This window comes from Hyalangium sp., assembly GCF_035629615.1.
In the GTDB taxonomy this organism is placed as follows: domain Bacteria; phylum Myxococcota; class Myxococcia; order Myxococcales; family Myxococcaceae; genus Hyalangium.
Window position 1 is genome coordinate 1 of sequence record NZ_DASPHO010000046.1, and the last position, 7,860, is coordinate 7,860.

A 7,860-nucleotide genomic window follows, 5' to 3' on the forward strand; every position below is an offset into this window, starting at 1 on the left:
CGAAGAAGAGCCCGCTGGAGGCGTACACCACGGAGCTCAACAAGGAGGCCAAGGAGGGGCGGATCGATCCGCTGATTGGCCGCGAGAAGGAGCTGGAGCGGACGATCCAGGTGCTGTGCCGGCGGCGGAAGAACAACCCGCTCTACGTGGGCGAGACGGGCGTGGGCAAGACGGCCATCGCCGAGGGCCTGGCGCTGCACATCCACGAGGGCCGGGTGCCGGACGTGCTGAAGGGCGCCACGGTGTACTCGCTGGACATGGGCTCCCTGCTGGCGGGCACCAAGTTTCGCGGCCAGTTCGAGGAGCGGCTCAAGGGCGTGCTCAAGGAGCTGCAGGAGCACCCCAACGCCATCCTCTTCATCGACGAGATCCACACCATCGTCGGCGCGGGCGCCACGAGCGGCGGCTCCATGGATGCGTCCAACATCCTCAAGCCGGCGCTGGCCAACGGGCGGCTGCGGTGCATCGGCTCCACCACGTACCAGGAGTTCAAGGGCTCCTTCGAGCGGGACAGGGCGCTGTCCCGGCGCTTCCAGAAGATCGAGGTGGGCGAGCCCTCGGTGGAGGAAACCGTGCAGATCCTGGAGGGGCTCAAGAGCCGCTACGAGGATCACCACGGGGTGAAGTACGACACGGAGGCCATCCGCGCGGCGGCGGAGCTGTCCGCCAAGCACATCAATGACCGGTTCCTGCCGGACAAGGCCATCGACGTCATCGACGAGACGGGCGCGGCGGAGAAGCTCAAGCCCGAGGGCGTGCGCACCGGCAAGGTGACGATGGCGGACGTGGAGAACGTGGTGGCGAAGATGGCGCGCATCCCCGCCAAGAGCGTCTCCGCTCAGGAGGGCGTGCAGCTGAGCAACCTGGAGAAGGAGCTGCAGGGCGTCATCTTCGGACAGGACGAGGCCATCCGGAACCTCACCAGCACCATCAAGCTGGCGCGCTCTGGACTGCGCTCGCCGGAGAAGCCCATTGGCAGCTTCCTCTTCTCGGGCCCCACGGGCGTGGGCAAGACGGAGCTGGCCAAGCAGCTGGCGGCGGTGCTGGGCGTGGAGTTCCTGCGCTTCGACATGAGTGAGTACTCGGAGAAGCACACGGTGAGCCGGCTCATTGGCGCGCCTCCGGGGTATGTCGGCTTCGACCAGGGCGGCCTGCTGACGGACTCCATCCGCAAGCACCCCTACGCGGTGCTGGTGTTGGACGAGATCGAGAAGGCCCACCCGGACCTGTTCAACATCCTGCTCCAGGTGATGGACCACGCGACGCTGACGGACAACAACGGCCGGAAGGCGGACTTCCGCAACATCATCCTCATCCTCACCACCAACGCGGGCGCGCGGGAGATGAGCACCAAGGCCATCGGCTTCGGGGACATCCAGGGGGCGGCGGACGCGTCGAAGGCGAAGAAGACCATCGAGCGGACGTTCACGCCGGAGTTCCGCAACCGGCTGGACGGGTGGATCCTCTTCAGCGGCCTGTCGCCGGAGGTGATCCTCAAGGTGGTGGACAAGGAGGTGGGCCTGCTCCAGAAGATGCTGATGGAGAAGAAGGTGAAGCTGGAGCTGACGGCGCGGGCGAAGGCGTGGCTGGCCGAGCACGGGTACGATCCGGCCTTCGGCGCGCGGCCCATGGCGCGGCTGGTGGACAACTCGCTGAAAAAGCCGCTGGCCGAGGCGCTTCTGTTCGGCGAGCTGAAGAACGGCGGGACCGCCCGCTTCGACGTCGAGGGCGAGAGCCTCAAGCTGAAGATCGAGCCCCTCGAGGTGGTGGCCACCGCGTAGGCCTCTGCGGTTCCTGAAGAAGGCTGCGGTCCTGAGTGGCTCCGGCATCCCGTGCCGGGGCCACTCGTGTTTTGAGGCTACTCCACCCGGTAGCTCTGCACCGCGCTGCTGAGCTGCTCGGAGATGATCTGCAGCGTGGTGGCCGCCTCGCCCGCAGAGCCGATGCGCGCCACCGTCTCGTCCATCATCTTCGACAGCTCGTTCACCGCCTGGGTGATCTGGCTGATGCCCACGTTCTGCTGGTTCACCGCCGCGGCGATCTGCCTCACCGCCGAGGCGTTGTCCTGGACGATGTTGGCCAGCTCCTTGAGGTTCTGTCCCGACGTGCGCACCTGCGTCAGCCCGGACTCCATGCGCTCGGCGCCGCGCTCCGTAATCCGCACCGCCGCGGCCACCGACGAGCCGATGTCGTCCAGCAGCTCGCGCACCCGGCTGGTCGCCTGGATGGACTGATCGGCCAGCGCGCGGATCTCTCGCGCCACCACCGAGAAGCCCTTGCCGTGCTCGCCGCTGCGCACCGCCTCGATGGCGGCGTTCAGCGCCAGCATGTTGGACTGGTCCGCCAGATCCTTCACCGTCTGGGTGATGCCGCCGATCTGCTGCGTCCGCTCCCCCAGCTCGACGATCTTCTGGGCGATCTCTCCCACCTGCTGACGGATGTCGTTCAGCCCCGCCATGGTCAGCTCGATGGCCGCCTCGCCAGAGCGGGCCAGCTCGTCCGCCCGCTCGGCCACCGCCAGCACGCTGGCGGCCTTCTGCGCCGCCAGCAGGGACGTCTGCTTGATCTCCTGCGCCGTCACCTGCGTCTGCTGCAGCGCCGCGGCCTGGCGGGACACCGTCTGGGCCTGCTCGCCGGCGGAGGTGTTGAGATGCTCGGTGGACTGCTTGAGCGCGTCCGCCGCCTGCTGCAGGTTGATCGTCACCTCGCGCAGCTTCTCCACCATCTGGCTGAAGCTGCGGGCGAGCCGCCCCACCTCGTCCCCGCTCGTCACGTGAATGGGGCGCGTGAGATCTCCGGACTCGACGATGTGGGCCGCCACGTCGGTGAGGTTCCTCAGCGGCCGGACGATCGTGCGCACGAACACCGCCGCCACCGCCACGCTGACCGACACCAACAGCAGCGCCAGCAGCAGCATCTCCTGGGGCAGCTCCGACGCCCTCTTCTCGATGTGGTCGCGAGAGATACCCACGTGCACCACACCGCGCCCGCCCACGAGCGGCACCGCGACGTCGATGGCGCGCGCCTGCCCCTGCATCGTCACCACCTCCACGGGGAGAATCCGGCGCGCCTCCGGCTCACTGGCCAGGCCCGTCGGAGAGATGCGGGCTGCGTTGAGCAGTGCGACGGGGGGAGCTCCCTGGAAGGTGTGAGCGAGGACCCGCCCCGAAGGATCCTCCACGTAGATGTAACGGACTCCCTCCTGCACGCGGAACGCTCCCACGAGCAGCTGCAGCGAGACTTCGTCGGAGCCCTCGGTGTGCTCGACGGCGCGCGTGAACCCGAGCGCGAGCGCGGCCCCCTCACCCGCGTGCGCTTTGAGGAGGCCCTCCTCCAGGCGCCGCGTGGCCACTGTCGTCAGGATGAGCGCCAGGACGGCGCTGATGCCCCCTGTCACCAGGATGAACTTGACGGACAGGCCGAGCGCAGGCCGAAACCGGAGCGACAATCTCACGAGAGCACCGCAATACAGAGAGAGGAGGATTCGTGCTGCGCCCCGGAGTTCATGGCCCGTCCCCACGAGGCGGCCGATCGAACGGCTTCAGGCAGCACTGGCGGATGAAGTCCGGCAAGGCGGAGAGCGGGAGGATCTGCTCGGTGGCACCGATGTCCAGCGCCGCCTTGGGCATGCCGAAGACCACCGAGGAAGCCTCGTCCTGCGCGCAGGTCACCCCCCCGCTCCGGCGGATCTCCAGCAGCCCTCGTGCTCCATCATCCCCCATGCCGGTGAGCACGCTTCCCCCCGCACGGCCCCCATAGACGCGCGCCAGCGAGGAGAGCAGCAGATCCCCCGAGGGGCAGGGTCCGCCACGCGTCCGGCCGAGCCGCGCGATCCCCCGGTCAATGGTGAGATCATGGCCATCCAGGGGGAAGTACACCTTGCCCGGCTCCAGCCGCTCGCCTTCCTTGGCAATCGTCACTGCCAGCGGCGTCACCTGGCTGAGCCAGCGCACCATGCCGGGGGTGAAGCCCTCGGTGATGTGCTGGGCAACCACCACGGGCACGGGCAGATCCTTGGGCAGCCGAGACAGGATCTCCGCCAGCGCGGGAGGCCCTCCGGTGGAGGCCGCCAGCCCGAAGATGTCCACGCGGGCGCCCTTGGAGAGCAGCGGAGGGACGACCTCCCGCCGCGACCGACGAGAGATGACAGGCACCTCCGCCATCAGGCAGATGGAGTTCACCAGCTCCCTGCCCCACTTGCGCAGCTCCTCACCGTTGCTCACATTGGGCTTGGCGATGAGCTCTAGCGCGCCAGCCCGGATCGCCTGGAAGCCCAGATCGGCCCCGCGATCCGCCACGGCGCTCACCACCAGGATGCGGGCAGGCGCGTCCGCCATGATGGCGGCAATGGCCCCGGGCCCGTCCAGCCCTGGCAGCAGCAGGTCCATGGTGATGACATCCGGCCGCAGCAGCCGGGCCAGCGACACGGCCCGGTTGCCATCACCCGCACGACCGACGATCTCGATCCTCGGCTCCAAGGACAGGAGCGTCGTCATCGTATTGACCATGGTGGGCGAGTCGTCCACCACCAGCACTCGAATGGGGCGATGAGTGTTCATGAGCGCCCTCCCCGCCGGCTCATGACGTCCATTACGACCTTCAGCAACTGGCCCTCGGCGCAGTCGCGCTTGCTCAGGAAGTCATCCGCGCCCGCGGCGCGCCCGCGCTCCCGCCCGGACTCATGGGTGGAGACGAGGATGACGGGCAGCTCCCGGGTATCCGGGCGCTCGCGCACGGTGCGGATGAACTCCTCGCCGTCCATCTCCTCCATCTCCAGATCGCAGATGACGACGTCGTAGCTGTCCGTCTGCAGGCGATCCAGGGCCCGCTTGCCGCTGGAGGCCAGGTGGACGACGAAGCCCCCCGCCTCGAGCATGGCCCGGTGCAGGGCCCGCGCGGTGAGCGAGTCGTCCACCACGAGCGCCCGGCGGTGCTGCGGCGCGGAGGCGGCCTGGGTCGCCGGCTCCGACACCAGCCAGCTCGGACGGAGGATGAGCATCAGCTCGCCGCGGCTGAGGGTGGCAGCCCCCTGGTAGGCGGGCACGTCCCGCACCTCCGCCGGCAGCGGGCGGATGACGAGATCCCGATCGCCCACCACCGCGTCCACCGCGAGCGCCACCCGCTTGCCCCCGGCGCTGATGACCATGAGCGGCTGCCCCTCTGAGGGCATGTGGGCGGCACGCAAGCCCAGGCGGGCCCCCAGGTCCACCACCGGGAGCATCTGCCCCTGGTACTCCAGCTGGGCACGCCGGCGCGTGACGCGCAGGGCGCTCATCTTCGTGAGCTGGGTGGCCTCCACCGCCAGCATGGGCAGGCCCATCTCCTGGTCGAACACCTTCACCTGCAGCACGGGCGAGCTGCCCAGCTCCACCGGCAGGGTCAGCATGAAGCGCGTGCCCTGCCCCAGGGTGCTGGCCACCTCGATCCGGCCCTGGAGCGTCTCCACCGCCGCGCGCACCGCGTCCAGCCCCACGCCGCGCCCAGAGGTGTCCGTCACGTCCGTGCGGGTGCTGAAGCCCGGGCGGAAGATGAGATCGCGGATCTGGTTGTCGTTCATCCGCCCCAGCTCCTCGGAAGAAGCCAGGCCGCGGAACTCGGCCATCTGGCGCACGCTCTTCACGTCAATGCCGCGCCCGTCGTCGCTGGCCTCGAGGAAGAGGAGGTTGCCTTGCTGCTCGATGCGAAGCGTGAGCGCGCCCTCGTGGTGCTTGCCCGTGCGCTCGCGCTCGGCGGGGGCCTCCAGGCCATGGTCCGCCGCGTTGCGCAGCAGGTGCACCAGCGCGCCGTTGAGCTTCTCCAGCAGCCGCCGATCCAGCGACACCTCCGCGCCCACCACGGAGAGCCGCGCCTCCTTGCCGAGCTGACGCGACAGATCCCGGACCATGCGCTGCAGGGGCTCGAGGATGGTGCGCACCGGCCGGGTGGTGATGGCCTTGAGGCCCTCCTCCAGCGCGTCGACGATGTCGGCCGTCTCCTCTCCGTCGGAGCGCATCGCGCGTCCCACGCCGGACAGCAGCGTGCGCGCCTCGGCCGTCTCCGCCAGCAGCCCCTGCCGGGCCAACAGCGCTACCACCTTCTCCAGCTCCCGGAAGCGCTCCTCCATGCGCAGGCGCACCTCACGCAGGCGCTCCACCTCGCGCATGAGCGTCGTCACCTGCCGCGAGCTCACACGCCAGCCAGCGCCCTCTGAGGTCTCCCCGTGGGTCTCGTCGCGCCCTCCCTCCATCGCGGCGGTCGCGGTGGCCGTGGAGGGACCGAGGGTGACGGGCTTCGCAGGCTTCGCGGGCGCGGGGGCCGCAGCAGGTGCGGCAGGGGCCGTGGCAGATGCGGCAGGAGACGCGGCGGCAGGGGAAGCGCCCGGCTCCGGGGCCGGCGCCTCGGTGACGAGCTGGGCGAGCGCGGCGGTGTAGTCCGGGAGCGAGTCCCCCCGCCCATCCGCGTGCGCGTGGACGCGCAGCATGAAGATGTCCAGGCCGTGCAGCAGCACATCCACCACGGGCCGCGGCATCTGCTGGACGCTGGCGCGCAGGGGGGCCAGCGCATCCTCCAGCTTGTGGGCGATCTCGCTCAGGTCCTGCAGCCCGAGGCTGGCAGCGCTGCCCTTGAGCGTGTGCAGATAGCGCCCCAGCCGCTGGTAGGCCTTGGTCAGCCCTTCGGTGTCCAGGACGCCGCGCTCCAGATCCAGCAGGTCCATGGTGACCTTCTGGCAGACCTCCTGCGCCTCGGCGGCAAAGCCCGCGACGAGCCCTTGCAGGAGCGGATCAACGCCCATGGCGCGCTCCCGCCCCACCGCGCATGAAGAGGCGCGCCGGATCAATGAGATGGACGAGCTGCTGCTGGCCGGGCTGCGCGCCGAAGAGGACCTCGATGATGGCCCCCTCGGAGCGGGCGCGCGCCGCCTCCACCGCGCTCACCGGGACGCCGATGGGGCGAGGGATGGCCTCGCAGTCCACGGCGCACAGCTCCCCGTCGCCGCGATCCACCACCAGGAGCACCGCGGGATCCTGCCGCCAGCCATGGCCCCCCAGCAGCGAGGCGAGGCTGAGGGCCGCCAGCACCTGGCCCTGGAAGCGCAGCACGCCAATGACGTGGGGTGAGGAGAGGGGCACGGGTGTCACCATCCGCAGCGGCAGCGCCGCGCGCAGCGCCTCGAGCGGCAGCGCATAGCGCTCCTCCCCCAGCGGGAACTCCGCCACCAGGAGCACCGCATCCTCACGGCTGGCGTCGCTCTGATCGAGCCCCCGCAGCCGCTTCGCGCGCTCCTCCAGGAGCTCGCGGACCTCCTGCTCCTGCGCCTCGTCCGGGAGCCGCGGCAGCAGATCACGCAGCTCACCCTCTTGAGCCTCTTCCGGAGGCCGTGGCGTGCCTTTCATTCAGCGGCTCCCAGGTTGAGGTAGGCGTCCGCGGACGCCTTGTAGAAGCGAGCGGGAAGCGACTCGGGCCCCTCGACGATCTGGTCCGGCGGCAGCACCGCAGCCCGGGCATGCACGGCCCGCATCAGCGGGTAGGCCGCGGAGCGTGACCCGCTGCGCTCGCGCAGCAGCGCCAGCTCCAACAGGCCCGGGAGATAGTCCGGGTACTGCCTCACCAGTGCCTCCAGCATACGGGTGGCCTGAGTCATGTCTCCCTGCTCGATGTGCTCGAGTGCCTCCAGGTGGAACTGCGAGGGGGTGCGCTGAGGAGCCGCGGGTGGACGAGGCGCCGAGGACGTCACAGCGGGCAACCCGGAGAGCGAGGGCATCCGCTGCGCCGGCAGGGCCCCGGGTGGCAGAGGGACAGGGGTCATCACGGACGGCCCCGAGCGCGAGGGAGGCCGCTGACCCGAAAGGGCCCCGGGCGGCAGGGGGACAGGGGTGATCG

The 7,860-nt window shown here is 69.9% G+C and carries 5 protein-coding genes and 1 pseudogene; 1 reads left to right on the top strand and 5 read right to left on the bottom strand.

Annotated features, from left to right (window positions below; all coding sequences use genetic code 11):
- On the top strand, positions 1-1,781 hold a 1,781-nt coding region (locus VD972_RS02040), incomplete at its 5' end, for an AAA family ATPase (protein ID WP_324979912.1).
- Between the two features lie 77 nt (positions 1,782-1,858).
- Here VD972_RS02040 and VD972_RS02045 read toward each other — a convergent pair.
- The 5 genes and pseudogenes from VD972_RS02045 to VD972_RS02065 all read right to left on the bottom strand — a co-directional run.
- Positions 1,859-3,454, bottom strand: a complete 1,596-nt coding sequence (locus VD972_RS02045; RefSeq protein WP_324979915.1) for a methyl-accepting chemotaxis protein — start codon at positions 3,452-3,454, stop codon at positions 1,859-1,861.
- 49 nt (positions 3,455-3,503) lie between these two features.
- Positions 3,504-4,559 (bottom strand): chemotaxis protein CheB, encoded by a 1,056-nt coding sequence (locus tag VD972_RS02050; RefSeq protein ID WP_324979918.1) that lies wholly within the window; start codon positions 4,557-4,559, stop codon positions 3,504-3,506.
- Positions 4,556-6,772 carry a hybrid sensor histidine kinase/response regulator gene (locus VD972_RS02055; protein ID WP_324979920.1) on the bottom strand — a complete coding sequence of 739 codons (2,217 nt, stop codon included), beginning with the start codon at positions 6,770-6,772 and terminating at the stop codon, positions 4,556-4,558. Before VD972_RS02055 ends, VD972_RS02050 begins: the two co-directional genes overlap by 4 nt.
- The gene (locus VD972_RS02060) at positions 6,762-7,373 is read right to left on the bottom strand and encodes a chemotaxis protein CheW (RefSeq protein WP_324979923.1); all 612 of its coding nucleotides are present in this window, start codon (positions 7,371-7,373) and stop codon (positions 6,762-6,764) included. The genes VD972_RS02055 and VD972_RS02060 overlap by 11 nt, the downstream gene beginning before the upstream one ends.
- Positions 7,370-7,860: pseudogene (locus VD972_RS02065) on the bottom strand (SAM-dependent methyltransferase); the annotation flags it as partial. The pseudogene VD972_RS02065 and the gene VD972_RS02060, both read right to left, overlap by 4 nt.

What these genes read in the sequence shown, in the direction of transcription:
- VD972_RS02050 (WP_324979918.1), bottom strand. Translation starts at nt 4,559, where the DNA reads ATGAACACTCATCGCCCCATTCGAGTGCTGGTGGTGGACGACTCGCCC.
- VD972_RS02055 (WP_324979920.1), bottom strand. Translation starts at nt 6,772, where the DNA reads ATGGGCGTTGATCCGCTCCTGCAAGGGCTCGTCGCGGGCTTTGCCGCC.
- VD972_RS02060 (WP_324979923.1), bottom strand. Translation starts at nt 7,373, where the DNA reads ATGAAAGGCACGCCACGGCCTCCGGAAGAGGCTCAAGAGGGTGAGCTG.